Origin of the sequence: Variovorax sp. LjRoot130, assembly GCF_964253755.1 — a bacterium.
GTDB lineage: Bacteria > Pseudomonadota > Gammaproteobacteria > Burkholderiales > Burkholderiaceae_C > Variovorax.
Genome location: NZ_CAXURM020000001.1, coordinates 2,616,034 through 2,640,833, shown reverse-complemented (window position 1 = coordinate 2,640,833; position 24,800 = coordinate 2,616,034). Strand labels below are relative to the sequence as shown.

Annotated in this window: 21 protein-coding genes; 7 read left to right on the top strand and 14 right to left on the bottom strand. The window is 68.4% G+C overall.

All coding sequences use genetic code 11. The features are described 5' to 3' along the window. Window positions 1-16: 16 nt before the first annotated feature. The 4 genes from ACSQ86_RS13210 to ACSQ86_RS13195 form a co-directional block, all read right to left on the bottom strand. Entirely contained in the window at window positions 17-1,231 is a 1,215-nt protein-coding gene (locus ACSQ86_RS13210) for a branched-chain amino acid ABC transporter substrate-binding protein (protein ID WP_093107577.1), read from the bottom strand. Between the two features lie 123 nt (window positions 1,232-1,354). Next, window positions 1,355-1,762, bottom strand: coding sequence for a hypothetical protein (locus tag ACSQ86_RS13205; RefSeq protein WP_436290471.1), 408 nt, complete (start codon window positions 1,760-1,762; stop codon window positions 1,355-1,357). Further along, window positions 1,762-2,199 carry a DNA polymerase III subunit chi gene (locus ACSQ86_RS13200; RefSeq protein WP_436303933.1) on the bottom strand — a complete coding sequence of 146 codons (438 nt, stop codon included), beginning with the start codon at window positions 2,197-2,199 and terminating at the stop codon, window positions 1,762-1,764. The genes ACSQ86_RS13205 and ACSQ86_RS13200 overlap by 1 nt, the downstream gene beginning before the upstream one ends. Further along, complete coding sequence (locus tag ACSQ86_RS13195) at window positions 2,196-3,698, bottom strand: leucyl aminopeptidase (protein ID WP_436308933.1); 1,503 nt, start codon at window positions 3,696-3,698, stop codon at window positions 2,196-2,198. Before ACSQ86_RS13195 ends, ACSQ86_RS13200 begins: the two co-directional genes overlap by 4 nt. 21 nt (window positions 3,699-3,719) lie before the next feature. On the opposite strand from ACSQ86_RS13195, the gene lptF reads away from it, so the two are divergent. From lptF to ACSQ86_RS13165, 6 genes are all read left to right on the top strand, one after another. Continuing rightward, window positions 3,720-4,817 (top strand): LPS export ABC transporter permease LptF, encoded by a 1,098-nt coding sequence (gene lptF / locus ACSQ86_RS13190; RefSeq protein ID WP_093107585.1) that lies wholly within the window; start codon window positions 3,720-3,722, stop codon window positions 4,815-4,817. Next, entirely contained in the window at window positions 4,814-5,923 is a 1,110-nt protein-coding gene (lptG, locus tag ACSQ86_RS13185; RefSeq protein ID WP_093107587.1) for an LPS export ABC transporter permease LptG, read from the top strand. Before lptF ends, lptG begins: the two co-directional genes overlap by 4 nt. Window positions 5,924-5,931: 8 nt before the next feature. Next, window positions 5,932-6,300, top strand: a complete 369-nt coding sequence (locus ACSQ86_RS13180) for a sirohydrochlorin chelatase (protein WP_093107589.1) — start codon at window positions 5,932-5,934, stop codon at window positions 6,298-6,300. Between the two features lie 63 nt (window positions 6,301-6,363). Next, window positions 6,364-7,305, top strand: a complete 942-nt coding sequence (locus tag ACSQ86_RS13175; RefSeq protein WP_093107591.1) for a CysB family HTH-type transcriptional regulator — start codon at window positions 6,364-6,366, stop codon at window positions 7,303-7,305. Beyond that, window positions 7,302-8,462, top strand: coding sequence for a pyridoxal phosphate-dependent aminotransferase (locus ACSQ86_RS13170; RefSeq protein ID WP_436303931.1), 1,161 nt, complete (start codon window positions 7,302-7,304; stop codon window positions 8,460-8,462). The genes ACSQ86_RS13175 and ACSQ86_RS13170 overlap by 4 nt, the downstream gene beginning before the upstream one ends. A 109-nt stretch (window positions 8,463-8,571) precedes the next feature. Beyond that, window positions 8,572-8,730, top strand: coding sequence for a DUF3309 family protein (locus tag ACSQ86_RS13165; protein ID WP_093107595.1), 159 nt, complete (start codon window positions 8,572-8,574; stop codon window positions 8,728-8,730). Between the two features lie 58 nt (window positions 8,731-8,788). On the opposite strand, the gene hrpA is transcribed toward ACSQ86_RS13165, so the two are convergent. Continuing rightward, window positions 8,789-12,664 (bottom strand): ATP-dependent RNA helicase HrpA, encoded by a 3,876-nt coding sequence (hrpA, locus tag ACSQ86_RS13160; protein ID WP_436306292.1) that lies wholly within the window; start codon window positions 12,662-12,664, stop codon window positions 8,789-8,791. Between the two features lie 135 nt (window positions 12,665-12,799). Between hrpA and argA the strand changes: the two genes are divergently transcribed. Next, window positions 12,800-14,146 carry an amino-acid N-acetyltransferase gene (gene argA, locus ACSQ86_RS13155; protein ID WP_093107599.1) on the top strand — a complete coding sequence of 449 codons (1,347 nt, stop codon included), beginning with the start codon at window positions 12,800-12,802 and terminating at the stop codon, window positions 14,144-14,146. Here the strand turns inward: argA and ACSQ86_RS13150 are convergent. The 9 genes from ACSQ86_RS13150 to ACSQ86_RS13110 are packed head-to-tail and all read right to left on the bottom strand — an operon-like array spanning window position 14,133 to window position 24,754. After that, a complete protein-coding gene (locus ACSQ86_RS13150; RefSeq protein ID WP_436308932.1) occupies window positions 14,133-15,626 on the bottom strand; it encodes a M81 family metallopeptidase in 1,494 nt (497 codons plus the stop codon). The genes argA and ACSQ86_RS13150 overlap by 14 nt on opposite strands. Window positions 15,627-15,636: 10 nt before the next feature. Continuing rightward, a complete protein-coding gene (locus tag ACSQ86_RS13145; protein ID WP_436303929.1) occupies window positions 15,637-17,145 on the bottom strand; it encodes a M81 family metallopeptidase in 1,509 nt (502 codons plus the stop codon). A 20-nt stretch (window positions 17,146-17,165) separates the two neighbouring features. Continuing rightward, window positions 17,166-17,495, bottom strand: a complete 330-nt coding sequence (locus ACSQ86_RS13140) for an AzlD domain-containing protein (protein ID WP_093107605.1) — start codon at window positions 17,493-17,495, stop codon at window positions 17,166-17,168. After that, the gene (locus tag ACSQ86_RS13135) at window positions 17,492-18,184 is read right to left on the bottom strand and encodes an AzlC family ABC transporter permease (protein WP_093107607.1); all 693 of its coding nucleotides are present in this window, start codon (window positions 18,182-18,184) and stop codon (window positions 17,492-17,494) included. Before ACSQ86_RS13135 ends, ACSQ86_RS13140 begins: the two co-directional genes overlap by 4 nt. Further along, window positions 18,184-19,593, bottom strand: coding sequence for an amidase (locus tag ACSQ86_RS13130; RefSeq protein ID WP_436308931.1), 1,410 nt, complete (start codon window positions 19,591-19,593; stop codon window positions 18,184-18,186). The genes ACSQ86_RS13135 and ACSQ86_RS13130 overlap by 1 nt, the downstream gene beginning before the upstream one ends. Window positions 19,594-19,630: 37 nt before the next feature. Continuing rightward, window positions 19,631-21,280, bottom strand: coding sequence for a dipeptide ABC transporter ATP-binding protein (locus tag ACSQ86_RS13125; protein WP_093107611.1), 1,650 nt, complete (start codon window positions 21,278-21,280; stop codon window positions 19,631-19,633). A gap of 10 nt (window positions 21,281-21,290) precedes the next feature. Further along, window positions 21,291-22,163 (bottom strand): ABC transporter permease, encoded by an 873-nt coding sequence (locus ACSQ86_RS13120; protein WP_436290479.1) that lies wholly within the window; start codon window positions 22,161-22,163, stop codon window positions 21,291-21,293. Between the two features lie 5 nt (window positions 22,164-22,168). Then, complete coding sequence (locus ACSQ86_RS13115) at window positions 22,169-23,110, bottom strand: ABC transporter permease (RefSeq protein WP_093107615.1); 942 nt, start codon at window positions 23,108-23,110, stop codon at window positions 22,169-22,171. An 18-nt stretch (window positions 23,111-23,128) separates the two neighbouring features. Continuing rightward, the gene (locus tag ACSQ86_RS13110) at window positions 23,129-24,754 is read right to left on the bottom strand and encodes an ABC transporter substrate-binding protein (RefSeq protein WP_436303927.1); all 1,626 of its coding nucleotides are present in this window, start codon (window positions 24,752-24,754) and stop codon (window positions 23,129-23,131) included. Window positions 24,755-24,800 lie beyond the last annotated feature (46 nt).

The window sequence follows — 24,800 nt, the reverse complement described above, 5'->3', positions numbered from 1 at the left end:
CTGTCGAGCGGGCTTCTCAGCTCGCTCCGCGCACCACGGCGATCTGCGTACGCGCACCACCCTTGTAGGTGTAGAGCGTCAGTGCACCGTTCTTGATGTCGCCCTTTTCGTCGAAGGCGATCGGGCCGGTCACGCCCTTGTACTGGACCTTGCCGAGTTCGGGCAGGTACTTGGCCGGGTCGGAAGAACCGGCCTTGACCATCGCTTCGGCCAGCACGTTGACCGCGTCGTAGACGTACGGCGCGTAGATCTGCACTTCGACGCCGTTCTTGGCCTTGAACTTGGTCTTGAAGTCTTCGAGCGGCTGCTTGAAGTCGCCTTCGACACCGCCTGCTTCCGCGCAAACGACCATTTCCTCGCCGATCGCATCGCCGGCCAGCTTGGCCAGTTCGCCGGTGCACAGGCCGTCGCCGCCCATGAACTTGACGTTCATGCCGAGCTGCTTGACCTGCTTGAGCATCGGGCCGCCCACCGCGTCCATGCCGCCGAAGAACAGCACGTCGGGCTTGGCACCCTTGAGCTTGGTCAGGATGGCGTTGAAGTCGGTCGACTTGTCGGTCGTGAACTCGTGGCCGACGATGTTGCCGCCGGCGGCCTTGGCGGCCTTCTCGAACTCTTCCGCCACGCCCTGGCCGTAAGCGGTACGGTCGTCGATCACGGCGATGTTCTTGCCCTTCAGCGTTTCGACCGCGTACTTGCCCAGCGTGCCGCCGAGTTGCGTGTCGTCAGCCACCACGCGGAAGGTGGTCTTGAAGCCCTGGCGGGTGTACTTGGGGTTGGTTGCCGAGGGCGAGACCTGCGGAATGCCCGCATCGCTGTACAGCTTGGAAGCAGGGATCGAGGTGCCCGAGTTCAGGTGGCCAACCACGCCGTTGACCTTGCTGTCGACCAGCTTCTGGGCCACTGCGGTGCCCTGCTTCGGGTCACCCGCGTCGTCTTCTGCCAGCAGTTCGAACTTGGCAACCTTGTCGCCGATCTTGAGGCCCTTGGCATTGAGGTCTTCGATGGCCATGCGCGCGCCGAATTCGTTGTCCTTGCCGAGGTGGGCAATGGCGCCGCTCGTGGGGCCCACGTGACCGATCTTCACCACCAGTGCATCGGCCGGAGGTGCGGCAGGCGCGGGTGCCGCTGCAGTCGGTGCGGGCGCGGCGGGCGCAGCTGCTTCTTCCTTCTTGCCGCAAGCCACGAGCGTGAGAGCAGCCAGTGCGACCGCAGTCCATTTCAATTGCATGGGAACCTCCAGAACATTGATAAATAAGAGTACATAGCGGTCTATCGATCCGCGTGCGAAGACTCAGCAAGTTCCGCGCCGCAGGACCCGTAGCGCCCCCGCGCTTTCGACCTGGCGCGCAGTTTAGCCCAAGCTTTGTGCGCCAAATGCTGGCGTAGACCCTGTGTTGTCAGAAAGCTCCTGGGCCAGCGCTTCGCTCACCAAAGCACGCAGCACGGTCTCTATTTCGCCGCGCAAACGCGGGATCATGGTGTCGAGCTGCTGCTGAACGGCAACTGACACGGCGTCGCTCACGCGCTCCTCGAGCGACAGGTCGATGCGCTGCAACACGCGGTGCAGCAACTGCTCTTCGAGCCGGAAGGCGTCGGCCTCCGACAGCAGCGCCTGGGGGTCCAGCGCGACCGCTTGCGAGGGCTCGGGCACTGCAGGTGCGACCGGCTCCGGCAGGGGCTCGGCACCGGGCGCAGGCTCGGGCGGCAGCTCCAGCACGGTCGTCAGCGTGGGCACGAAACGCGGAGGGGTGCGCTGCATCAGGCGGTACTCCCGGCAAAGTCATGGCGCTGGATCGCATAGCCGCGTTCCGCGTAGTGCCGCCAGCGCTTGCGGCCCGCGAGCCGGTCGGCGTCGTCGGCGCTCACGATGTCGATCAAGCGCTCGAAGCGTTCGAAGCCAGCGGGCAGTTCCGCACCCAGGTTCACCAGCACCTGCTGATGCGGCAGCGGCGCAGCGGCGCTTTCGGCCAGCACGACCGGCGAACGCGCCACCGTGTGCGGCTCGCCGTCGCTGCGGCAATGGGCGATGAACTCGGTCGGCGCAAAGGTCCACAGGGCCAGGTCGACCGCATCCAGCAACTGGGGATCAGCCACCACCACCACACGCGCGCCGCGCGCGCCCACGGCCTTGCGCAGCAGCCGGCAGGCGTAGTTCACCTTGTCCGGCGTGTTGAAGTGGAAGTCGATCTCGGTCACGTTGCCGACCGGGTCTTGGCGCTCTTGCGGGACTTGCGCGGCGCTGTCTTCACGGCCGCCTTGCGGGCCCGTTCCAGCAAATAGGTCAGCAGCAGCCCGACCGGCCGCCCCGTCGCGCCCTTGGCCGCACCGCTCTTCCAGGCCGTGCCCGCAATGTCCAGGTGGGCCCATTGGAAATCGCCCGCGAAGCGCTGCAGGAACTTGGCGGCGGTGATCGCCCCGCCCGCGCGGCCGGCGATGTTGGCCACGTCGGCGAAATTGCTCTTGAGGCCCTCGGCGTAGTCCTCGTCCAGCGGCATCCGCCAGCAACGGTCCTGCGCTTCTTCGCCGGCGGCTTCGAGCGCAGCGGCCAACGTGTCGTCGCTGGCAAAGAGACCGCTGCGCACGCCGCCCAGCGCGATCACGCAAGCGCCGGTCAGGGTGGCGATGTCGATCACCGCAGCCGGCTCGAAGCGCTTGGCATAGTTCAGCGCGTCGCACAGGATCAGACGGCCTTCGGCATCGGTGTTAAGCACCTCGATGGTCTGGCCGCTCATGCTGGTGACGACGTCGCCGGGCTTGACCGCGCGGCCGTCGTTCATGTTCTCGCACGACGGAATCAGCCCGACCACGTTGAGGGCGGGCTGGATGTCGCCGAGCGCGCGGAACACGCCGAGCACGCTCGCGGCGCCGCACATGTCGAACTTCATCTCGTCCATCTCGGCCGCCGGCTTGAGCGAAACGCCGCCGGTGTCGAAGGTGATGCCCTTGCCGACCAGGACCACCGGCGCCTCATCCTTGGGCGCGCCCTGGTAGCGCAGCACGATGAAGCGCAAGGGTTCGGCCGATCCCTGCGCGACCGCGCTGAACGCCCCCATGCCGAGCTTCTCCACTTCCTTCGGGCCCAGCACTTCGCACTTCACGCACGGCAGCGCGGCCAGCTTGCGCGCCGCATCGGCCAGCAGCGAGGGGGTGCAATAGTTGCCGGGCCGATTGCCCCACTCCTTGGCCAGTTCGATGCCCGCGACCATGGCCGTGGCCTCGTCGTAAGCTTCTCGCAGCGGCCCCGCCTCCGTGACGCCGAAGCCCAGGTAGCGGATCGAGCGCGGCTCGGCCTTGGACTTGGAGGTCGTGTAGACGTAGCTCGCGTCGGCGGCCGCGGCGATCGCGCAACGCAGACCGGCAGCGTCCGCGGCCTGCGCGAAGACGATGAGGACGCGCCTGGGGTCGCCGGACTTGGCCGCATTGACCGCGGCAAGCACACCGGCGCGCACCGACGCAGGCTTGCCGTCGCCCACCGAAGCCAGCACCACGCGCGGCGCCGCGACGTGCGCCGGGCGGTACAGCGCCAGCAGCTTGCCGGCCTTGTCGGGGAGGTCGCCGGCCTTGCGGGCCTCGGCGATCAATGTGGCGATGGCATCCTTGGAGGGGGTGGTGCCGGCGGCAACGAGCACGATCAGCACATCGGCTTTTTCGGCGGCAGCCTGAGCGGTGGAGAGGGTCTTGAGTTGAAAGTCCATAATCCTTTTTTTCCCTCGACGATGTTATTCCATTCCTCTTTACGCAAGGAGCTGTCCCGCAGCTTCGGCGCCACCCTCGTGGTTCTGGCCACCATCGTGATGACCATGATGCTGATCCGCACGCTCGGACTGGCATCGCGGGGCAGCGTGAATCCGTCCGAGGTCTTCCTCGTGATGGCCTACACGGTGCTCGGCTACATGCCGACGATCCTGAGCCTCAGCCTGTTCATCTCGATCGTCGGCACCCTGTCGCGCATGTACCGCGACAGCGAGATGGTGATCTGGTTCTCGAGCGGGCGCGGCCTGGCGGATTTCGCGCTGCCGCTGTTCCGCTTCGCCTGGCCGGTGCTGCTGCTGATCGCCGTGTTCGCGCTGGTCGGCTGGCCATGGGCCAACTCGCAGACCCAGGGGATGCGCGAACAGTACCAGCGCCGCGGCGACATCGAGCGCGTGTCGCCCGGCGAGTTCCGCGAGTCGGCCGGGCGCAACCGCGTGTTCTTCATCGACAAGGACACGCCGGATGGCGCCACCGCCACGAACGTTTTCATCTCCTCGATCGAGCGCAACATGCAGATCATCACATCGGCCCGCAGCGGCCGCATGGAAGACATCGGAGAAGCGCGCTACCTCATGCTCAGCAATGGCCAGCGCGTCTCGCGGACATTGGATGGGCTGGAGCTCAAGATCAGCGAGTTCGACACCTACGGCGCCAAAGTCGGCGGCGACGAGGGGGTCTCGACGGACACGAGCCCGGTGCGCACCCGCACCACGCTGACCCTGCTGCGGGAACCGAATACGGCCAATCGCGGCGAACTGGCCTGGCGCATCGGCATGATGCTCGCGGCCATCAATTTCGTGCTGCTGGCGCTGACCCTGACGAGTGTGAATCCGCGCGTGGGCCGCAGCGGCAATCTGCTCTTCGCGTTGTTCGCTTTCGTCCTCTACTACAACATGCTCAATCTCGGCCAGAACTGGGTGGGCTCCGGCCGCTACAGCATGGGCGGCTTCATGCTGGCGCTGCACGGCGGCGCGCTGCTGCTCGGCCTGCTCTGGCTTGCCAAGCGACACTTCAACTGGGGCCGCCCGCGCCTGCGGCCCGCAACGCCACCGCACGCGTGAAAACCATCCGTCGACTGATCTACGTGGAGGTGCTGAAGGCCGTGGCCTTCGTCACCCTCGGCTTCCTGAGCCTGTTCTTCTTCTTCGACTTCGTTGACGAACTGCAGTCGATCGGCAAGCCGGGGAGCGGCGCCTACGGGGCCGCCCAGGCCCTGGTCTTCGTGACGCTGCTGATCCCGAGCCACCTGTACGAGCTGCTGCCGATCACCGTGCTGATCGGCACCATCTTCGTGATGGCGCGGCTCGCGCAGAGCTCCGAATACACGATCCTGCGCACCAGCGGTCTCGGGCCCTGGCGCGCGCTGCGCACGCTGCTGCTGCTGGGACTTGGCTTCGTGTTCCTGACCTTCGCTGTCGGCGACTATGTCTCGCCGGCTTCGGACCGGACTGCCCAGCTGCTCAAGTCGCGCTACCAGGGCGTCTTCACGCTCGCAGGCAACACGGGCGCCTGGCTGAAGGAAAAGCAGGGCGACATGTCCTACGCGGTCAACGTGGTCTCGATGGCGCGCGACGGCACGCTGAAGGATCCGCGCATCTTCGAGTTCGACGGCAACGGCTTCGTGACCTCGCAGACCACCGCATCCTTCGCGCGCATCCTGGATGGCCATTGGGCGCTCTTCGGCGTCGAACGGCAGCAGTACGACACGCGCAACGCGGCAGACCGGGCCCGCATCGTCACCACCAAGATTGCGGCGCTGGACTGGCCGAGCTCGCTCACGCGCGAGATGGTGTCGGTCGCCCTGCTGCGTCCGGACCGCATGCGCACGCTCGACCTGTTCGAATACATCCAGCATCTCAACGCCAACGGCCAGACCGCGCAGCGCTACGAGATCGAGTTCTGGCGCAAGGTGTTCTATCCGCTGTCCTGCCTCGTGATGGTGGTGCTCGCCCTGCCCTTCGCTTACCTGCATTTCCGCCAGGCCGGCATCACGGCCTACGTGTTCGGCGGCGTGATGATCGGCATCAGCTTTTTCCTGTTGAACAACGTGTTCGGCTACCTGGGCAACCTCAGCAACTGGTGGCCCTGGATCACGGCGGCGGCGCCCGGCCTGATCTACACGGTGATGTCGCTGGCCGCTTTCAGCTGGCTGGTGCTGCGGCGGTAGCGGCCCTGATGACGGCCGCGACAGGCATCGTTCTCTTTGCGCACGGCTCGCGCGACGAGCGCTGGCGTGCGCCGGTGGAGGCCGTGGCGCGTCGCGTCGCGGCGCTCGATCCCTCGGCCCGTGTCGCCTGCGCCTACCTCGAATTGGTGGCGCCGGACCTGCGCACCGCGGCGGCAGAGCTGATCGCCGGCGGGGCCGGCGCCATCCGCGTGGTGCCGCTCTTTCTCGGCATGGGAAAGCATCTGCGCGAAGACCTGCCCGGCTTGCTCGACGCGCTGCGTGCCTTGCATCCGGGGGTCGTCTTCTCGCTCGCGCAGGCCGTCGGCGAAGAGCCGGAAGTGATCGATCTGCTGGCTCGCGTGGCACTCAAATCCTGAACTTGCGGTGCTTTCGATAGACATCGAAGGCATAATGAATTCCGAATTAAGACGGAATTTGTTATGAATCTTCACCAGTTCAAATTCGTGCAGGAAGCGGTTCGGCGCAACCTCAATCTGACTGAAGCGGCCAAGGCGCTTCACACCTCGCAGCCCGGTGTGTCCAAGGCCATCATCGAACTCGAGGAAGAACTGGGCGTGGAAATCTTCGCGCGCCACGGCAAGCGCCTCAAGCGCGTGACCGAACCCGGCCAGCATGTGCTCGCAAGCATCGAACTGATCATGCGCGAGGTCGGCAACCTCAAGCGCATCGGCGAGCAGTTCAGCGCCCAGGACAGCGGCACGCTTTCGATCGCCACCACGCACACGCAGGCGCGCTACGTGCTCCCGGTGCCGGTGGCGAAGCTGCGCGAGGCCTATCCCAAGGTCAACGTGAGCCTGCACCAAGGCTCGCCCGACCAGGTGGCGCGAATGGTGATCGACGAGATCGCGGAGATCGGCATCGCGACCGAATCGCTGTCCGACTACGCCGATCTCGTGACCATCCCCTGCTACGAATGGCAGCACGTGCTCGTGCTGCCCAAGGAGCATCCGCTCGCGAGCAAGGAGCGCATCTCGCTCGAGGACATCGCGGCCGAGCCGATCATCACCTACCACCCTTCCTTCACCGGCCGCACGCGCATCGACCATGCGTTCGCGCACAAGAAGCTCACGCCGCGCATCGCGCTCGAGGCCATCGACTCCGACGTCATCAAGACCTATGTGCGGCTCGGTCTCGGCGTCGGCATCGTGGCCGAGATGGCGGTGCGCGACGATTCCAATGCCGATCTCGTGGTGCGGCCGATGGGCCATGTGTTCGGCACCAACATCGCACGCGTCGCATTCAAGCGCAGCGCCTACCTGCGCAACTTCGTCTTCAAATTCGCCGAGCTGCTCTCCGACCGGCTCGATCGCAACCTGATCGCCAAGGCCTTGAGCGGTCATCACCAGGACTACGAGCTGTGAGCATCGCCCGCACCCCCGACGTCAAGACCAAGCTGCCTACCGTCGGCACGACCATCTTCACCGTGATGTCGGCGCTCGCCGCCGAGAAGAAGGCAGTGAACCTCGGCCAGGGTTTTCCGGATTTCGACTGCGACCCGAAGCTGCTCGAAGCCGTCACCCGCGCGATGGCGGCCGGCCACAACCAGTACCCGCCGATGCCCGGCATCCCCGCCCTGCGCGAAGCGATCGCGGCGAAGATCTCGACGCTCTACGGGCACAGCTACGACCCGAACACTGAGATCACCATCACCGCCGGCGCAACGCAAGCGATCATCACGGCGATCCTCGCGGTGGTGCACGCGGGCGACGAGGTGATCGTGCTCGAGCCCTGCTACGACAGCTACGCGCCCAACATCGACCTGGCCGGCGGCACCGTGGTGCGCGTGCCGCTCACGCCCGGCAGCTTCCGCCCCGACTTCGACAAGATCGCGGCCGCGATCACGCCGCGCACGCGCGCCATCATCGTCAACACGCCGCACAACCCCAGCGCCACCGTGTGGACCGAAGCGGAGATGCGCCGCCTCGAGGAACTGCTCGCGCCCACCGACGTGCTGGTGATCAGCGACGAGGTCTACGAGCACATGGTCTACGCCGGCGCGCGCCACGAAAGCGCGGCGCGTTTCCCGGGCCTCGCGGCGCGCACCTTCATTGTCAGCAGCTTCGGCAAGACCTACCACGTGACCGGCTGGAAGGTTGGCTACGTGGCCGCGCCAGCGGCGCTCAGCGCCGAGTTCCGCAAGGTGCACCAGTTCAACGTGTTCACCGTGAACACGCCGATGCAGCATGCGCTGGCAAGCTACATGGCCGACCCCGCGCCCTACCTCGAACTGCCGGCCTTCTACCAGCACAAGCGCGACCTGTTCGCGGCCGGCCTGGCCAGGACGCGGCTCAAGCTGCTGCCCAGCGCCGGCACCTACTTCCAGTGCGTGGACATCAGCGAGGTCAGCGACCTCGGCGAGTCCGACTTCTGCCAGTGGCTCACGAGCGAGATCGGCGTCGCCGCGATTCCGCTCTCGGCCTTCTATGCCGACGGTTTCGACCAGCGCGTGGTGCGCTTCTGCTTCGCCAAGAAGGACGAGACGCTCCAGACAGCCATCGACCGACTGGCGCGGCTCTGACACGAACGGTAGGAGAGTCCTGACCGCCGGAGGGCGCGCCTTCCGGCGATGGATTCGCCTGCCGATGCCGAGCATGGACTCCTCCATACAAAAGACCTAGGAGAAATCCATGTCGCTCTCAATGATCCTGCTGATCGTTCTGATCCTGCTCCTGGTCGGCGCGTTGCCGAGCTGGGGCTACAGCCGCAGCTGGGGCTATGGCCCGAGCGGCGGCCTGGGTCTGGTGCTGCTGGTGGTGATCGTGCTGCTCCTCATGGGGCGCATATAGGTGGCACGAACGCTTGAAAGCAAAGCCCGCTTCGGCGGGCTTTTTTTTGGGTCCGCGCTCAGCTTTCGAGTTGCACCCACAGCTTGTCGAGCCGCTTGACGCTGACCGGCTGCGGCGTGCGCAGCTCCTGCGCGAAGAAGCTCACGCGCAACTCCTCGAGCAGCCAGCGGAACTCGCTCATGCGTTCGTCGAGCGCGCCCTTGCGCTCGGCCAGGAGGCGCCAGTAGCGCTGCTCCTGCGGCCGCAGCTCCGCGAGCCGCTCTGCATCCCGCGCCGGGTCGGCCCGCAGCTTGTCGAGCCTGAGGGTGATGGCCCTGAGGTAGCGCGCGAAGTGCGCAAGCCGCGGCCAGGGCGTGTCGGCGATGAAGCGCTTGCCGACCAGGCGCTGCAATTGCTGCGCCGCGTCGGCCGTGGCGGCGGGCTGGATCTTCGTGTCCTTGATCTTGCGCACGGCGAGCGTGTACTCGGCAAGGATGGTGCCAGCCAGCCGCGCGACCTCGTTGGCGATCAGCGTGAGCCGCCCGCGGCCCTCGTCCACGCGCTGCTTGAACGCCGCCTCGTCGGCCGGCAGCGGCTCCTGCAGAAAGGCCCGCTCGAGCGCCACGTCGACGATCTGGGCGCGCAGTTCCTCCGCCGTGCCGAGCGGCATGTAGGCGACCGCCATCTTCTGCAGGTCGGGGATGTTCTTCTCGAGGTACTTGAGCGCATCCTTCTGCTGCAGTGCGAACAGGCGGCGCAGGCCGGCACGATGCTTCGCGGCGGCCACCGCCGGTTCGTCGAAGACCTCGATCGTCACCGCGTCGCCGCCGTCGACCAGGGCCGGAAAGCCGATCAGCGACTGCGCGCCGCGCCGCACTTCCATCAGCTCCGGCAGCTCGCCGAAGGTCCATGCCGTGTAGCGCTGGCCTGCCGGCAGCGCGGGCGCCGCCGGCGCCTTGGCCGCGGCCTTGTTCTCGGCCGGCGCAGGTGCATCGGGCTTCTCGACGGACGCCTTGACGTTGAGTCCCGCCAGCGCCTGGAACGCGCCGCGCGCCTGCGCGCCCAGCTCCGCCTTCAGCGCGCCGAGGCTGCGCCCCATGCCGAGCTGGCGGCCGTGCTCGTCGACCACGCGCAGGTTCATGAACAGGTGCGGCGGCAGCATGTCGAGCTTGAAGTCGGTCCGCTTCACGTCGAGGCTGGTCTGCTCGCGCACGCGTTTCAGCAGCGCATCGGTCAGCGAACCGTGGCCGAAGACCTCGGGTGCGGCCAGCTGCTCCGCGAGGCGCGCGGCCGAGTCGGGCAAGGGCACTAGGCGGGCGCGCGGCTTCTGCGGCAGGCTCTTCAGCAGCGCCTGCACCTTGTCCTTCAGCATGCCGCTCACCAGCCATTCGCAGCGTTCCTCGCTGACCTGGTTCAACACGAAGAGCGGCACGGTGACCGTCAATCCATCCTTGGCATCGCCGGGCTCGTGCAGGTAGGTCGCGGCGCAATCGACGCCGCCCAGCCGAATCGTCGGCGGAAAGGACTGGGTCGTGATGCCGGCGGCCGTGTGCCGCATCAGCTCCTCGCGCGTCAGGAACAGCAGCCGCGGCTGCTCCCTCGACGCTTGCCGGTACCAGCTCTCGAAAGCGAGGCCGCTCGACACATCGGGCGGCAGCTGGGCGTCGTAGAAGGCGTAGATCAGCTCGTCGTCGACCAGCACGTCCTGCCGGCGCGACTTGTGCTCGAGACCCTCGACCTCGCGCACCAGCTTGCGGTTGGCGGCGAGAAAAGGCAGCTTGCTTTCCCACTGCCCGCCGACCAGCGCCTCGCGGATGAAGATCTCGCGCGCGGCCACCGGGTCGACCTTGCTGAAGTCCACGCGCCGCCCGCTATAGACCACCAGCCCGTAGAGCGTGGCGCGCTCCAGCGCCGCGACCTGCGCGCCCTTCTTCTCCCAGTGCGGGTCGAGCAGCTGCTTCTTGAGCAGATGGCCCGCGACCTGTTCCAGCCACTGCGGCTCGATGTTCGCGATGCCGCGGCCGAAGAGGCGCGTGGTTTCGACCAGCTCGGCCACGACGATCCAGCGGCCGGGTTTCTTCTTCAGATGCGCGCCGGGATGGCGGTAGAACTTGATGCCGCGCGCGCCGAGATACTCCGAAGCCTGTCCTGAGCCTGTCGAAGGGTCCTCCAGCTTCCAGCCGATGTTGCCGAGCAGGCCGGAGAGCATCGAAAGGTGGAGCGGTTCGTAGCCCGCCGGCTCGCTGTTGATGCGCCACTTGTGCTCGGTGACTACCGTGAGCAATTGCGAATGGATGTCGCGCCACTCGCGCACGCGGCGCACGTTGATGAAGTTTTGCCGGAGCAGCGATTCGTACTGGCGGTTGCTGAGCTTGTGGGTGTCGCCATGGCCGCCGCGCGCGTCGTTGATCCACTTCCATAACCGCAGATACCCGCTGAACTCGCTCTTCTCGTCGTCGAACTTCGCATGCGCCTGGTCGGCCTGCTGCTGCGCCTCCATCGGCCGATCGCGCACGTCCTGCACCGACAGCGCGCTCGCGATCACCAGCACCTCTTCGAGCGCGCCGCGCGTGCGTGCCTCCAGGATCATGCGGCCGACCCGCGGATCGAGCGGCAGCCTGGCCAATTCGGCCCCCATCGGCGTGAGCTCGTTCGCGTCGTCGACCGCGCCGAGCTCGTTGAGCAGCTGGTAGCCGTCGGCGATCGCGCGCCGCTGCGGCGCTTCGAGAAAAGGAAAGCGCTCGACGTCGCCCAGTCGCAGCGACTTCATGCGCAGGATCACGCCGGCCAGCGAGGAGCGCAGGATCTCCGGATCGGTGAAGCGCGGCCGGCCTTCGAAATCCTTCTCGTCGTAGAGCCGGATGCAGATGCCGTCGGCGACCCGGCCGCAGCGCCCCGCACGCTGGTTGGCCGCGGCCTGGCTGATCGGCTCGACCAGCAGCTGTTCCACCTTGCTGCGGAAGCTGTAGCGCTTGACGCGCGCGGTACCGGCATCGATCACGTAGCGGATGCCCGGCACCGTCAGCGAGGTCTCGGCGACGTTGGTGGCCAGCACGATGCGGCGACCGGTGTGGCCGTCGAAGATGCGGTCCTGCTCGGCCTGCGACAGGCGTGCGAACAACGGCAGCACCTCAGCGCTGCGCATCAGCGGCTGATGGCTCAGATGCTTGCGCAGGTGGTCGGCGGCCTCGCGGATCTCGCGTTCGCCGGGCAGGAAGACCAGGATGTCGCCGGCGTTGTGCGGATCGCGCCAGAGCTCGTCGACGCCCTCGGCGATGGCATTGGTGAGGTCGTAGTCGCGCGACTCCTCGAAGGGGCGGTAGCGCTGCTCCACCGGGAACATCCGGCCCGAAACCATGATCGTGGGCGCAGGAGTCATTGGCCCCCACGCTCCGCGCTGCGCGTCGTCGCTGCCCCCCGAGGGGGTCGCGCCCGCCTTGGGGCGGCCCGGCGCCGGGCGGGCCGACGCGAAATGCCGCGCGAACCGGTCCGCATCGATGGTGGCCGAGGTCACGATGACCTTGAGATCCGGCCGCCGCGGCAGGATTTCGCGCAGGTAGCCGAGCAGGAAATCGATGTTCAGCGAGCGCTCGTGCGCCTCGTCGATGATCAGCGTGTCGTAGGCCTTGAGCAGCGGATCGGTCTGCGTCTCGGCCAGCAGGATGCCGTCGGTCATCAGCTTGACCGAGGCGTCGCGCGCCAGCCGGTCCTGGAAACGCACCTTGAAGCCGACCACCTCGCCCAGCGGCGTCTTGAGCTCCTCGGCGATGCGCTTGGCCACCGACGATGCGGCGATGCGCCGCGGCTGCGTGTGGCCGATCAGCCGGCCCTTGCCAGGGGGCGCATTGAGCTTGCCCCGACCCAGGGCCAGCGCGATCTTGGGCAACTGCGTGGTCTTGCCCGAACCCGTCTCGCCGCAGACGATCACGACCTGGTTCGCCTCGATGGCGGCCATGATTTCGTCGCGCCGGGCCGACACCGGCAGGGATTCTGGAAACTCGATTCGAAGTGGGGACGAAGACAAGGCTGGCAGTTCGGGGAAAATCGTCGATTATCTTGCGCCCGAACTTTCGCCTGCCCTACCCCGCCAATGTCCACCGTCTTCAATTTCACCTTCGTCCCCTGGTTCCGCTCGGTGGCGCCCTACATCCACATGCACCGCGGCAAGACCTTCGTGGTCGCGATGGCGGGCGAGGCCATCGCGGCCGGCAAGCTGCCCAGCATCGCGCAGGACCTGGCGCTGATCCAGAGCATGGGCGTCAAGGTGGTGCTGGTGCACGGTTTCCGGCCGCAGGTCAACGAACAGCTGCGCGCCAAGGGCCACGAGGCCAAGTACTCGCACGGCATGCGCATCACCGACGAGGTGGCGCTCGACTGCGCGCAGGAGGCGGCCGGACAGCTGCGCTACGAGATCGAGGCCGCCTTCAGCCAGGGCCTGCCGAACACGCCGATGGCCGGTTCCACCGTGCGCATGATCTCGGGCAACTTCATCACCGCGCGGCCGGTCGGCGTGGTCGACGGCGTCGACTTCCAGCATTCGGGCCTGGTGCGCAAGGTCGATGCCGCCGGCATCCGCCGCGGGCTCGACTTCGGCGCCATGGTGCTGATGTCGCCCTTCGGCTTCTCGCCCACCGGCGAGGCCTTCAACCTCACGATGGAAGAAGTCGCGACCAGCGTGGCGATCTCGATCCAGGCCGACAAGCTGATCTTCCTGACCGAGGTTCCAGGCATTCCGCAGGACACCAGCCAGCCCGTCAGCGAGGACAACCCCATCGACACCGAGCTGCCGCTCGACAGCGCCAGGAAGCTGCTGGCCTTCTTGGCGCCGCCCCAGACCCCGACCGACACGGCCTTCTACCTGCAGCACTGCGTCAAGGCCTGCGAGGCGGGCGTGGAGCGCAACCACATCATCCCCTTCTCGGTGGACGGCTCGCTGCTGCTCGAGGTCTACGTGCACGACGGCATCGGCACCATGGTGATCGACGAGAAGCTCGAATCGCTGCGCGAGGCGACGGCGGACGACATCGGCGGCATCCTGCAGCTCATCGAACCCTTCGAGCGCGACGGCACGCTGGTCAAGCGCAGCCGCACCGAGATCGAGCGCGACGTCGGCCAGTACACGGTGATCGAGCACGACGGCGTGATCTTCGGCTGCGCGGCGCTCTACCCCTATCCTGAGGCGAAGACCGCGGAGATGGCGGCGCTGACAGTCTCGCCCCAGTCGCAGTCGCAAGGCGACGGCGAACGCATCCTCAAGCGCGTCGAGCAGCGCGCCAAGGCCAGCGGGCTGGAAAGCATCTTCGTGCTGACCACGCGCACCATGCACTGGTTCCTGAAGCGCGGCTTCCAGCAGGTCAACCCCGACTGGCTGCCCGAGGCGCGCAAGCGCAAGTACAACTGGGACCGCAAGAGCCAGGTGCTGGTCAAGAAGCTGTAGCCGAATAAGAAGGCTCGTCGAACGGATACAGCGGTCGCGCGAGCCGCTCGAACGGGAACAGCGAATAGTCCGAACTGGTGACACCCGGGCTGTCGCACTCCACCAGCCCGGCGGCGATGGGCACGAAGACCGGCCGGCAGTACATGCGCGACTTCAGCAGCAGGAAGCGCGCACGGCGCGGATCGAGGCCGACGCTTTCGAAGGTGCCCAGGTCCCAGGGCTCGTGCGTGCGCTCGGTGACGACGATCTGCGCCGCGCCGATGTCGAACACCGCCGAGCGGCCCATGCAGGCGCGCTGGCCGGTGTAGGTCGGCCCCGTGATCACGTACTCCCCGTCGGTGAGCGCGCGCACGGTGCCGCGCAGCCGCACCGGCGGCGTGCTGCGGCCGATCTGCACCAGCGGGCGCTTGTGGCCGAGCAGCAGCTCGATCTCGGCGCCGATGCCGGCCTCGGCGCATTGCGCGACCGCTTGCGGATCGCACAGCAGGCCGGCCTGGATGCCCTGCATGCCGGCCGCAAGCGCCGCCATCAGCACGTCCATGGTGTCGCAGCTGCCGCCCGACATGCAGTTGTCGCCGTGATCGAGCAGCAGCACCGGCCGATCGGCCTGCACCGCCAGCTTGCAGGCGCGCGCCAGCGATTGCGCCAAGGGCTCGGACCGATAGACGAAGTCCGCACGCGCCGCCCAGATGCGCTCCGCCAGCGCGGCCGCCACCCGGTCGGCCGCTGCGGCGTCGCCGTCGCCCACCACCACGACGCTGATGCAAGGGTTCGGGATGTCGGCCAGGCTGAAGCCGGCGAGGATCGAGACTGCGGCCATGCCATCGGCTTCCGCCGCGCGCGCCGCCGCGACCGCGTCGCGCATCGCGCCTTCGGCGGTGGCGCTGCGCAGCGTGTGCGTCATCAACGGCAGCCGGCGCCAGGCCAGCACGGGACGGCAAAGTCCGTCCAGCTTGGTGAACAGCAAGCGTCCTGCGTGCTCGCCGGTCTCGTACATGTCGACATGCGGATAGGTCTTGAAGCTCACGATCACGTCGGCGTGGTCGATCATCTTCTGCGTCACGTTGCCGTGCAGGTCGAGCGCCACGGCAACGGGCACGCCCGGCGCGGCAGCCCGAATGCGCGCCAGCAGATCGCCCTCGCCGTCGTCGCTGCCTTGGGCGACCATCGCGCCGTGCAGATCGAGCAGCACGGCATCGCAGCCGGGCAATGCGTCGACGATGCAGTCGCAGATCGCGGCGTACGCGGCCGCCTCCACTCGGCCGCTCGGGTTGGCCGATGCCGAGATCGGCGTCACCATCTCCGCGCCCCTTGCCCGCGCCAGGTCGATGAAAGCCGACATGGCGGTGCGCCCGCCCTCGGCCTCGCGCCGGGCGTCGATGCCATACAGCGGCCCCTTGTTGCCGAAGGCCGAAAGCGGCGTGGGCACCGGCGAGAAGGTGTTGGTCTCGTGGTTCATCCGGGCGATGAGGACTTTCATGCTGCGCTCCTCAATCCGGCACCCGGGGCGATGTCGATGCCGCCAGCCGGGTCCATGGCAGGTCCGACGGATCGGCGGACATCGGGCCCGGCGCGCGCGCCACCAGGATCTCATGCGCGATCGGCGCGAAGTCGGCGCGGAAATGCACCGAGCTCTTGTTGACGAGAATCTTCATCTGTTCCGGCTCGATGCCCACGCAGCGGTACAGCGCGCGGTCGAGCATCTGCTTCTTGCCGCTGGCGACCACGACCAGCACGCCGTCCACGTCCAGGCAGGCGCAAGGGCCGAGCCGGACTCGCACGCCCGTCATCATCGGCCCCTGCAGCACGATGCCGCCTTCATGCAGCGCGCGCACCGTGCATTCGGCTTCCACCGGCGGGTCGCTCCATTGCCCCGACCAGGTGGGTACCGAGCGGCCCAGCGCCAGGCGCAGGCGCGCGCCCCGCCCCGCGGCATGCGCCGCCGCGGCGGACTCGGGGTCGTACAACAGCCCGAGCGCTACCTGCTGTGGAAAGCGCTGTCCTGCGCCCGCGCGAAGCAGCGCATGCAGCATGCCGGTGGTGTTGCTGTCGGCGCCGGCGCCGGGGTTGTCCTGGGTGTCGGCGATGACCACCGGGCGTGCGGCCGGCCCCGCCAGTTCGATGGCCTGGGCCACGGCATCATCCGGCGTCCAGGTGGCTACGCGCCAGCGCGCTGCCGGCTCGCAGATGTCGGTGTACAGCGTGTCCACCACGGCTTGGGCCGCGTCGCCGTAGGCCCAGACCATCGGCCCGCACTCGGGGAAATCGGCCGCCGGAAAACCCATCGCCACGCTGGCGATGGTGGCGTGGCGTACGTCCAGCCCGGGCAGCTGACGGTAGACCGCACCGGCCGGCTCGATCATGGTGCAGCCGGCGTTGATCGGGATCAGGAAGGGGATGCGGCGCGCCGCGACAGGCTCGCGTGCGCCACGCGCGAGGCGCCGTTCCAGCAGCTGCGCGGCCAGCCGGCCGGTCGCTTCGGTGTCCACGTGCGGATAGGTCCGGTAGGCCACCAGCGCATCGGCCAGCTCGAGCATTTGCTGCGTCACGTTGGCATGCAGATCCAGGCTGGCGACGATCGGCATCTCGGGCCCGACCAGCGCGCGCAGGCGCGCCAGCAGCTCGCCCTCGGCGTCGTCGACGTGTTCGGCCACGGCGGCACCATGCAGGTCGAGGTAGATGGCATCCAGTCCCGGCCCGGCCAGCGCGCTGCGCGCCGCCTCGACGATGGTGCCCGCGATGCGCTCGAAAGCGTCGCGCGTCACCTGCGCCGAGGGCGTGGCGCCGGCCCAGCAGGACGGCAGCAGTTGCCAGCCGCGCGCCTGCGCCTCGGCGATGAAGCCGCCCGCCGGCAGGCTGGAGCCGGTGAAGCGCTCCAGCATCGCCGGCCCTTGCGCATAGGCCGGGAAGCTGTCGCCGCGCAGAAAGGCGGCCCAGTCGGCACGTGTCGGAGCGAAGGTGTTGGTCTCGTGCTGGAAGCCGGCGATCAGGATGTTCATGGGTGTCCTTGTGTGAAGTGCTACCAGCCCAGCCCGAGCCGCAGTGCAAGCAGCACGGCGGCGCCGACGAAGATGGTACCGGTGATGTCGCGCCGCCATGCGTACCAGGCGGTCGCGGCGGCGACCGCAAACCAGCGCGCATCGCGCCAGTCGGTCGGCAGGTGGCCTTGCGACAGCAGCACCTCAGGCACGACCACGGCCACCAACGCCGCGAGCGGCGCGTGCCGCAGGCTGCGCTGCAGCCAGGCCGGCAGGCGCGGCTCGCGGCGCGGCAGCAGGAACACGCCGCGCGTGAGCACCGTCACCGCCACCAGCGCGAAGACGGCGATCCAGGCGTGCAGGTTGCTCATGCGAGACGGCCCGCGCGTCGGTCGGCCCAAAGGCCCGCGGCCATTGCCGCGGCGATCGCGACGGCCACATTGAGGCCCAGCGGCAGCGGCCAGGCCAGCAGCGCCACCGCGCCGGCCACGGCGGCCGAGAGCCAGGCCGCGCGGTCAGACAGCATCGGCAGCGCCAACGCGAGCAGCGCCAGCACGCCGACGAAGCGCAGCCCCCACTCGACGGGAATCGCATCGGCCAAAAAGATGCCTGCGAGCGAGGACAACTGCCAGACGGCCCAGTTCGTCAGTGCAAGCCCGAGGAAGTACGGCAGCTGCCCGGCCGCGGGTCGCGGATGGCGCTGCACGAAGCGCGCATAGACCGGATCGCCCGCGAGATAGCCCAGCAGCAACCGGTGCCCGAGCGGAAGCCGGCCGAAGTAGTGCCGCCAATGCACGCTGAAGACCACGAAGCGCACATTCAGCATGCCGGCGGTCAGCACGATCACCCACAAGGGCGCGCCGGCCATGATGAGCGGCACGCAAGCCAGCTGCGAGGCGCTGGCGAACACGCCCAGCGACATCGCGAGCACCACCGGCAGCGCGAGCCCGCTCTTGGCCATCGCGACGCCGGTGGCCAGACCCATCGCGACGGTGCCCAGCGCAGGGCCCGCGATCGCGCGTGCGCCCTGCACGAACTCCGGCTGCCAGCGCACTGTCATCAGCGTTCGAGCGGGACGGCGGGCCAGGGGCGCTGGGCCGGACGCATCGATTCCCAGGCCCGCGCGATCTGCAGCACGCCGAGATCGTCGAAGCGGCGCCCCGCAATCTGCAGGCCGATCGGCACGCCGTTGCTGTCGTAGCCGCAGTTGACCGAGGCGGCCGGCTGCTCGCTCATGTTGTAGGGCAGCGTGAAGCCGATGTGGTCCATCGCGGTCGCGACATCGTTGGTCGGGTAGGCCCATTCGGCCGCGAAGCTGGTGTTGGGCGACACGGGCGAGATCACGTAGTCGTAGGGCTGCGTGGCGGCTACGGTTGCGGCGCGGGTCTTGAATGTTTGGGCGTAGCCATGGAAGGCGGTTTCGCCCGTCAGGCCCAGCCCGGCCTCGGCCCAGGCACGCACGATGGGCAGCAGCTTCGCACGCTTGTCCGCCGCGAGCGCCTGCACGTCCATGCCCGAGCGGATGCGCCAGAAGGTGTCGACGCCATGCAGCATCTCGTCGTTCATCCAGGGCGTCATGGGTTCGACGACGGCGCCGGCGGCTTCGAACAGCTTCGCCGCCGCCTCCACCGCCGCGCGCACCTGCGGTTCCACCGGCATGCCGCAGCCGGCGTCGAGCAAGAGGCCGATGCGCAGCCCGCGGATGTCGCGCTCCAGGTCCAGCCAATCGATCTGCGCCGGCGGCAGGCTCATGTGGTCGCGCGCGTCGGGCTGGGACAGCACGGCCATCATCAGCGCCGCGTCGGCGACGGTGCGCGTCATCGGGCCGGCGACGCGGCCCATGTAGGGCGGGTCGATCGGGATGCGGCCCAGGCTGGGCTTGAGCCCGGCCACGCCACACCAGGCGGCCGGCAGACGCACCGAGCCGCCGATGTCGGTGCCGATGTGCAGCGGCCCGTAGCCGGCGGCTGCGGCCGCACCGGCGCCGGCGCTCGAACCGCCGGGATTCTTGTCAGTGTTCCACGGGTTGCGCGTCAACGGATGGAAGCTCGACAGGCCCGAGGACAGCATGCCGTACTCCGGCATCGTGGTCTTGCCGAGGAACACCGCGCCGGCCTCGCGCATCCTGGCCGCCGGCGGCGCATCGGCCGCGGCGGGCACGAGTTCGGTCGCGGCCGTGCCCAGCGGCACCGGCACGCCGCGGGTCGCGATGTTCTCCTTGATGGTGGCCGGCACGCCGTCGAGCGTGACGCCGCCGCGGGCCAGCGGCGTGCCGGCTCGCCAGCGCGCTTCGGAGGCGCGGGCCATGGCCCGCGCGCCCTCGGGGTCGAGCGCATAGGTGGCCTGCAGCCGCGGCTCGCAGCGTGCGATCTGGTCGAGCACGGCCTGCGTGACTTCGACGGGCGAGAGCGTGCCGCTCTTGTAGGCAGCGATCATCTCGAGCGCCGGGAGTGCGTGGAGTTCTGTCATGAGAGGGTGGTTCTCTGTTTCTGAAGGAATCGATGGTTCAGGCCGCCAGCGGACTGCGCGCCAGCTCCGCGCGCGGCGCGGCGGCCAGCAGGCGCTGCGTGTAGTCGTGCTGCGGCCGGCGGAACACCTCGCCGGTGGCGCCCTGTTCCACGATGCTGCCCTGGCTCATCACGATCACGCGGTCGCACAGCTGCGCGGCCACGCGCAGGTCGTGCGTGATGAACAGGATGCCCAGGCCGAGGTCGCGCTGAATCTCGCGCAGCAATTCCAGGATCTGAGCCTGCACCGAGACGTCGAGTGCCGAGACGGCCTCGTCGGCCACCAGCACCTGCGGCTGGCAGGCAATGGCGCGCGCAATCGCCAGGCGCTGGCGCTGGCCGCCCGAGAACTGGTGCGGGTAGCGCTCGAGCCCGGCGCGCGGCAGCTGGATGCGGTCCATCAGCTCTTCGGCGCTGTGGCGCGCCTGCTGCCGGTCCATGCCGAAATTCATCGCGCCCTCGACGATCGAGGAGCCGACGGTGCGGCGCGGATTGAGCGAGCGGTTCGGGTCCTGGAACACCACCTGCACGCGCGAGCGCAGCGGGCGCAGGCGGCCCTCGGGAAGCTGCTGCACCTCGGCATCGCCCCAGTGCACGCTGCCTTCGCTCGGATCGATCAGACGGATCATGCAGCGCGCGAAGGTCGACTTGCCCGAGCCGGACTCGCCCACCACGCCCACGGTCTCGCCGCGGTGCACGGCCACGCTGGCGTCGCGCAGTGCGGTGTTGTGCCTGGCACGGCCCATCCAGTCGCGCCGCGCGTAGGTCTTGCCCACGCCGCGGCCCGCGAGCATCGGTGCGCCGCCCGGCAGGTCGCGCGGCGGCGGCGGCGTCATGCCGGGCACCGCGTCCAGCAGCATGCGCGTGTAGGCCTCGCGCGGCGCGCGCAGCACCTGCTCGCAGAGGCCCTGCTCCACCACCTTGCCGCGGTGCATCACCATCACGTCGTCGGCGATCTCGGCCACCACGCCCATGTCGTGCGTGATGAAGAGCACCGCGCTGCCCTGCTCGGCCTGCAGTTCGGCGATGAGCTTGAGGATCTCGGCCTGCGTGGTCACGTCGAGCGCGGTGGTGGGCTCGTCGCAGATCAGGAGCCGCGGCTTCAGGATGATCGCCATCGCGATCACGATGCGCTGGCGCTGGCCGCCCGAGAGCTGGTGCGGATAGCTTGCGAACATGCGCGCCGGGTCCGGCAGGCGCACGCGCTCGAAGATGGCGAGGATGCGCGCCTTGCGCTCGGCCGCATTCCATGCCGTGTGGGTACGCAGCAGCTCGTCCACCTGCTCGCCGCAGCTGTGGACCGGATTCAGCGCGGTCATCGGCTCCTGGAACACCATGCCCATGCCGGTGCCGCGCAGTTCGCGCAGCCGCTTGTCCGACACGTAGCGCCCGCCGGCCAGCAGCATCTCGCCGGCCAGCGAGATGCGGCCGGCCCCGACGCCGAGGCCCTTGGCAAGCAGGCCCATCACGGTGGTGGCGAGCACCGATTTGCCGGAGCCCGATTCGCCGACGATGCACAGCGTGCGGCCGGCCTCGATGCGCACGCTCAGGCTCTCGATGGCATAGGGCCGGTCGGCATCGGCCGGCAGCGCCACCTGGAGGTTTTCGACCAGCAGCACGGGCACCGCGGCTTGGGGTTGGGTGGTCATGCGGCCGTCCTCAAACGCGCTTGGAGAACTTGGGGTCCAGCACGTCGCGCAGGCCGTCTCCCAGCAGATTGATGGCCAGCACCGTGGGCACCAGGAACAGGGCCGGGAACAGCACGTTGCCCGGCGCCTGCGAGAACAGCACGCGCCCCTCGGCCATGATGTTGCCCCAGGTCGGCACGTCGGCCGGCAGGCCCAGGCCGAGGAAGCTCAGGATGGCCTCGGTCAGCACCGCCGAGGCGGCGATGAAGGTGCCCTGCACGATCAGCGGCGCCAGCGCGTTGGGCAGGATGTCGCGCCAGAGGATCACGGCATTCGACGTGGCCAGTGCGCGCGCCGCCTCGACGAAGGGCTCGTCGCGCAACCCCATCACCAGCGCGCGCACCAGCCGCGTCACGCGCGGCACCTCGGGCATGGCGATGGCGAGGATCACCGTCGGCAGGCTGGCGCCGAGCACCGCCACCAGCGTGATCGCGAGCAGCACCGCGGGGATCGCCATCAGGCCGTCCATGATGCGCATCAGCACCGCATCCACCGCCCGGAAGTAGCCGGCCAGCATGCCCAGCAGGCAGCCGAACACGATCGCCGCCGCCGCGGTGAAGATGCCCACCACCAGCGAGATGCGGGTGCCGTAGAGCACGCGGCTCCAGATGTCGCGGCCGAAGTTGTCGCTGCCCATCCAGAAGGTGTGCTGCAGCTCGCGCCCGTCGGGCAGCGTGACCAGGCCGGCGCTGCCGGCCGGCACCGAAACGTAGCTCGGATCCATCGCGGCCGGATCGAAGGTGCCGAGCCAGGGCGCCGCAGCGGCCAGCACGACCAGCACCGCGAGCACGATGACGCCCCCGCGCACGGCGCCGTTGCGCCAGAGTTTGCCTAGAGTGCCCATGGTGGTCAGTAGCGGATACGGGGGTCGAGGAACAGGTAGCTCAAGTCGACCAGCAGGTTGACCAGCACATAGAGCAGCGCGAAGAACAGCACCACGCCCTGCAGCACCGGGAAGTCGCGGTTGAGCACCGCGTCGACCGTCAGCTGGCCCAGGCCCGGAATGGCGAACACGGTCTCGGTCACCACCACGCCGCCGAGCAGCAGCGCGGCGCTGACGCCGATCACCGTCACGACCGGCACCGCCGCGTTGCGCAGCGCGTGGTGCTTGAGCACCTGCAGTTCTGTGATGCCCTTGGCGCGGGCGGTGCGGATGTAGTCCTCGGTCAGCGCCTCGCTGACGGCCGCGCGCGTCACGCGCGCCAGCAGCGCCACGTAGGTCACGGCCAGCGTCAGGCAGGGCAGCACCAGTTGCTGCAGCCAGGGCCCGACGCCGCCCGCGAGGCGCCTGTAGCCCTGCACCGGAAACCACTGCAGCTTGAGCGCGAGCACATAGATCAGCAGGTAGCCGACCACGAACACCGGCACCGAGAAGCCGGCCACCGAGAAGGCCATCACCGCCTTGTCGAGCCAGCCGCCCATGCGCCAGGCCGCCAGCGTGCCCAGCGGCAGCGCGATCGCCACCGCCAGCAGCAGCGTGCCGCCGGCGAGCGAGAGCGTGGGCTCCATGCGTTGCGCGATCAGCGTCAGCACCGGCTTGTTGAGGAAGAAGGAGAAGCCCAGGTCGCCGCGCAGCACGCCCTCGCCCCAGAGCAGGAACTGCGTCCACAGCGGCCGGGTGAGGCCGAGCTGCTCGCGGATGCGGTCGAGGTCTTCGCTGGTGGCGCTGTTGCCGCCGATGACGGCCGCCGGATCGCCGGGGGTGAGGCGCACGATCATGAAGACCGCGATCGCCACCACCAGCAGCACCGGCAGCGTGGCCAGCAGGCGCTTGGCAAGAAAGCTGAGCATGGATGGACGCCGGCGGCCTTATTGCTTCTTGATGTTCCAGTACACCTGCGCACCGGCCGGCACCAGGCCGCTCACGCCCTTGCGCACGGCGGCCGGCTGGCTGTACTGGCCCACCGGGACGTGCGTCACCGTTTCGAAAGCGCGCAACTGCGCCTGCTCGGCCAGCTTCTTCTTGTCGGCCTCGGTCGCGGCCTTGGCGAACTGGGTCTTGATGTCCTGGAGCTTGGCGTCGTCCTGCCAGCCGAACCAGCCCTTGTCGCCGGCCGCGTTCATCATCGCCATGGTCAGCGGGTTGAGGATGTCGGACGAGGTCCACGATGTCATGAACGCATTCCAGCCGCCGGCGGAAGGCAGGTCCTTCTTGGCGCGGCGCGCCACCAGGGTCTGCCAGTCCATGGTCTGCAGGTCGACCTTGAAGCCGGCCTGCTCCAGCTGCTGCTTGGCCACCAGCGGCAGCTTGGCGATGGCGGCGAGATCGGTCGGGCGCATCAGCACCACGGGCTCGCCCTTGTAGCCGGCCTCCTGCAGCAGCGCCTTGGCCTTCTGCGGATTCGCCACGCCGCTGTAGTCGCCGGTGTTCGTCGACTCGAAGGGCGTGCCGCAGGGGAACATGCTCTTGCAGTAGCGCGTGAGGCCGGGCGCGCCCACCTGCGTCTTGAGGAAGGCTTCCTGGCCCATCGCGATCATCGCGGCGCGGCGGATCTTCTCGTTGTCGAAGGGCGCGTGCAGGAAGTTGAAGCGGAAGATGAACTGGTTGCCGGCCGGCTGCGCATCGATCAGCTGGATGTCGGGGTTGGTGCGCAGCGAGGCGTACTGCTCGAAGGCCGGCTGCTCGAGGATGTCGGCCTCGCCGTTGATCAGCGCATTCATCTGCGTTTGCGCGTCGCGGATGATGAGCCACTCGACGCGATCGACGTAGACCTGCTTGCCGCCGGTGGTGCCCGAAGGTGCTTCGGCGCGCGGCTTGTACTTGGCGTTCTTGACGAACACTGCGCGTTCGCCGGGCCGGAACTCGTCGGCCTTGAAGACGAAGGGGCCGGAGCCGATCGTCTCCTTGATCTGCGTGTCGCCGGGCGTGTCGGCCACGCGCTTGGGCATGATGAAAGGCACGTTCGCCGAGGGCTTGCCCAGCGCTTCGAGCACCAGGCCGAAGGGCTCCTTCAGCACCAGGACGAAGGTCTTGGCGTCGGGCGTCTCGTACTTGTCGGTGACCTTGGCGAGCTGGCCGCCGAAGGTGTCGCGGCTCGCCCAGCGCTTGAGCGACGCGACCACGTCCTCGCTGGCGACGGGCTTGCCGTCGTGGAACTCCAGCCCGTCGCGCAGCGTGAAGGTCCAGGTCTTGCCGTCCTTCGAGACGCTCCACTTGTCGACCATCTGCGGCTTGATCTTGCCGTCGATGTCGGTGCCGAACAGCGTGTCGTAGATCATGTAGCCGAAGTTGCGCGAGATATAGGCCGTGGTCCAGATCGGGTCGAGCACCGTGATGTTCGAGTGCGGAATGATCTTGAGCGTCGAGGACTGCGCCAGCGCCGGCACGGCAGCGCTCGCGGCCAGCGCAGCGGCCACGCACCAGGCGGCCTGCCGGCGCGTGAAGGCGCCGGCGATGCCGCCGGCAAGGGAGCGCGTGAAATTCAGCTTCTGCATGTGCATTTCCCGATGGATGAGACGAGCCGCCGATTGAGTCAGGGAA

Coding starts and splice junctions, on each gene's coding strand:
- ACSQ86_RS13175 (WP_093107591.1), top strand. CDS start 6,364: ATGAATCTTCACCAGTTCAAATTCGTGCAGGAAGCGGTTCGGCGCAAC.
- ACSQ86_RS13115 (WP_093107615.1), bottom strand. CDS start 23,110: ATGCTCAGCTTTCTTGCCAAGCGCCTGCTGGCCACGCTGCCGGTGCTG.
- ACSQ86_RS13135 (WP_093107607.1), bottom strand. CDS start 18,184: ATGACAGTGCGCTGGCAGCCGGAGTTCGTGCAGGGCGCACGCGCGATC.
- ACSQ86_RS13150 (WP_436308932.1), bottom strand. CDS start 15,626: ATGAAAGTCCTCATCGCCCGGATGAACCACGAGACCAACACCTTCTCG.
- ACSQ86_RS13110 (WP_436303927.1), bottom strand. CDS start 24,754: ATGCAGAAGCTGAATTTCACGCGCTCCCTTGCCGGCGGCATCGCCGGC.
- argA (WP_093107599.1), top strand. CDS start 12,800: ATGTCCACCGTCTTCAATTTCACCTTCGTCCCCTGGTTCCGCTCGGTG.
- ACSQ86_RS13130 (WP_436308931.1), bottom strand. CDS start 19,593: ATGACAGAACTCCACGCACTCCCGGCGCTCGAGATGATCGCTGCCTAC.
- ACSQ86_RS13195 (WP_436308933.1), bottom strand. CDS start 3,698: ATGGACTTTCAACTCAAGACCCTCTCCACCGCTCAGGCTGCCGCCGAA.
- ACSQ86_RS13210 (WP_093107577.1), bottom strand. CDS start 1,231: ATGCAATTGAAATGGACTGCGGTCGCACTGGCTGCTCTCACGCTCGTG.
- ACSQ86_RS13125 (WP_093107611.1), bottom strand. CDS start 21,280: ATGACCACCCAACCCCAAGCCGCGGTGCCCGTGCTGCTGGTCGAAAAC.
- ACSQ86_RS13145 (WP_436303929.1), bottom strand. CDS start 17,145: ATGAACATCCTGATCGCCGGCTTCCAGCACGAGACCAACACCTTCGCT.
- ACSQ86_RS13120 (WP_436290479.1), bottom strand. CDS start 22,163: ATGGGCACTCTAGGCAAACTCTGGCGCAACGGCGCCGTGCGCGGGGGC.
- ACSQ86_RS13165 (WP_093107595.1), top strand. CDS start 8,572: ATGTCGCTCTCAATGATCCTGCTGATCGTTCTGATCCTGCTCCTGGTC.
- hrpA (WP_436306292.1), bottom strand. CDS start 12,664: ATGGCCGCCATCGAGGCGAACCAGGTCGTGATCGTCTGCGGCGAGACG.
- ACSQ86_RS13140 (WP_093107605.1), bottom strand. CDS start 17,495: ATGAGCAACCTGCACGCCTGGATCGCCGTCTTCGCGCTGGTGGCGGTG.
- lptF (WP_093107585.1), top strand. CDS start 3,720: ATGTTATTCCATTCCTCTTTACGCAAGGAGCTGTCCCGCAGCTTCGGC.
- ACSQ86_RS13180 (WP_093107589.1), top strand. CDS start 5,932: ATGACGGCCGCGACAGGCATCGTTCTCTTTGCGCACGGCTCGCGCGAC.
- ACSQ86_RS13205 (WP_436290471.1), bottom strand. CDS start 1,762: ATGCAGCGCACCCCTCCGCGTTTCGTGCCCACGCTGACGACCGTGCTG.